General features: G+C 63.5%; 3 protein-coding genes. All 3 read left to right on the forward strand.

Annotated elements, in window-relative coordinates; all coding sequences use genetic code 11:
• Positions 1 to 1,214: polymorphic toxin-type HINT domain-containing protein (locus ACFZBX_RS36865; RefSeq protein ID WP_391538189.1), on the forward strand; the 1,214-nt coding region annotated here is incomplete at its 5' end.
• Positions 1,172 to 1,396, forward strand: coding sequence for a DddA-like double-stranded DNA deaminase toxin (locus ACFZBX_RS36870; RefSeq protein WP_391538190.1), 225 nt, complete (start codon positions 1,172 to 1,174; stop codon positions 1,394 to 1,396). The genes ACFZBX_RS36865 and ACFZBX_RS36870, both read left to right, overlap by 43 nt.
• On the forward strand, positions 1,397 to 1,954 hold the full coding sequence (locus ACFZBX_RS36875) for an Imm1 family immunity protein (RefSeq protein WP_391538191.1): 558 nt from the start codon (positions 1,397 to 1,399) through the stop codon (positions 1,952 to 1,954).
• Positions 1,955 to 2,132 lie beyond the last annotated feature (178 nt).

The raw sequence follows: 2,132 nt of genomic DNA on the forward strand, positions 1-2,132 counted from the left end.
GCCAGTCCGCCGAGAACGCCGGCAAGAGCCGCGACGAAGCCCACGCCACCGCCACCGCCGCCCTCCAGGAGGCTACCCGCCAGGCCCAGCAGGAGCTGGCGGAGAAGGCTCAGCAGAACCAGGAACTCGTGGACCTAATTGTCCACCTGCCCCAGGGCGGCGGCACCTCCTCCGACGGCGGGAGCTGGTACGACACCTTCTCCGTGGTCGGGCACACCGCCCTGGACGTCGCCGGCCTCTTCCCCCTCGTCGGCGACCTTGCCGCAGACGGCACCAACTGCGTATGGACATCCGGCGAGTACTTCGGCGGATACAAGAACACCGACGGCCTCGACACCATCCTGACCTGCGTCAACATGGTGCCCCTCGTCGGCTACATCAGCGTCGGAGTGAAATGGGGCAAGAAGCTCAGCGGAGTCGCCGACGACATCACCGACTGGGCCAAGAGTAAACTTCCCTGGGGAAAGAAGCCCAAGTCCAAGCCGGGCCTGCCCCCGTGCCCCAACAGCTTCCCCGGCGGCACCCGAGTCCTCATGGGCGACGGCACCAACCGCCCCATCGAGACTATTCGGCCCGGCGACCAGGTCGCAGCAGCCGACCCCACCACCGGTGAATCCGGCCCGCGCACGGTCTCGGCCGTCATCTACACCCCCGACGACCGCAACTACACCGAACTGACCATAGCGGCCTCCGACAGTGCGCAAGCTGCCGTCACCGCCACCAGCCGCCACCCCTTCGGGGTCCAGAACACCGGCCAGTGGACCAACGCCTCCGACATCAACCGCGGCGACACGCTACGCACCGATACTGGTGCCGCGGCACAGGTCGCCTCTGTCCGGCACTGGACCGCGCTTGCCCCGGCCTACAACCTCGCCGTCGCCGATCTGCACACGTTCCACGTGTTCGCCGGCGACACCCCGCTGCTCACCCATAACTGCCTCGACCCGCTTACTGTCTTCGACGAGCTCCCCGCGTGGGCCGTGGGCGACAAAACCATCGGTCAGGCCTTCACCATTGGCAAAAACGGCATTGAGAAGCTGGGAATCCCACTGGAGAGCGGCTATACACAATGGTCACAGAGATCAACGCGTACCTGGCGAAGAAATTCGGGAAGGCTGCGAACACCACGTTTGAGACCGCAGCCCATGTTGAAACAGGGCTCGCCTGGACTATGCGGCGCGCTATCAAGAATGGTGCAGGGAACGTCAACCTGAATGTCGTTATAAATAACACGAAGGGGATTTGCCCGGCTGGTCCCATTGGCAACTTCAACTGCGTTGCATCCTCGGAGCACATCCTCCCCGCGGGCAGTGCCCTCCGAGTTTGGATGAAGGATCCGGTAACCGGTAGGATGCAGTCCAAACTGATTGAAGGAAAGGGATCTCTGGAGGGCTAGGTGATTCTTAATGTCACGATAGGCGACAGGCGGTTCCATGGGGCAAGCGCCAAAGATGCCGAACTGCTGATCTCCAGGGTGCTGGAGGGTGTGGATTTTGGCGATACCGCCTGGATCTCTGTTGATGACCGACCCCTCGGTGATGGTAGTTTCGCCAGCAATAGCCTCAAGGTTTCGCTGAATCAATCGACTGGGTATGGCGGTATAATCTGGCAGGTAAGTTCCGGCTGCTCCAGGCAGGGCGGAATCTACGCATACACTTGGGTTTCCGATAACCCGGAACCTCCCGCAGAGGATCCGAGGGTCCTTTCTGACCCCCACCACCCTGTATTCATGGAGCCGGCGAGCGCGCTCCCTCTCTCCGAGGTTCGCAAGGTCCTCGAAGAGTTTTACCAGGCAGGAACCGGAGACAGGCCCACCTGTATCAACTGGGTCAGGGGGCACATGAACGGCGAGCGCGAGGAGTTGGGGCCCGGAGTGGAGCCTGCACCCCAGTCCTCCACCGACTGGTATTCCGTGGCAAGTGAAATCATGAACCTTTCATCCGGCAAAGATTGAGGTCAATCGGGTTGCCCCCGATTCGCCAGAATGTGAGGGAGTGGGGGGGGGGGGGGGGGGCAAACCCCCCCCCCCCCCCCCGCCGGGGGGCCCCCCCCCGCGCCCCCCCCGGGGGCGGGGGGGGCACCAATAGTAGAAAGGGCCCCGCCCCCCGTTCCGCGGGGTTTAGCGGACAAGG

Source organism: Kitasatospora sp. NPDC008115, assembly GCF_042957205.1.
Classification (GTDB): domain Bacteria; phylum Actinomycetota; class Actinomycetes; order Streptomycetales; family Streptomycetaceae; genus Kitasatospora.

Coding starts and splice junctions, on each gene's coding strand:
- ACFZBX_RS36870 (WP_391538190.1), top strand. CDS start 1,172: ATGCGGCGCGCTATCAAGAATGGTGCAGGGAACGTCAACCTGAATGTC.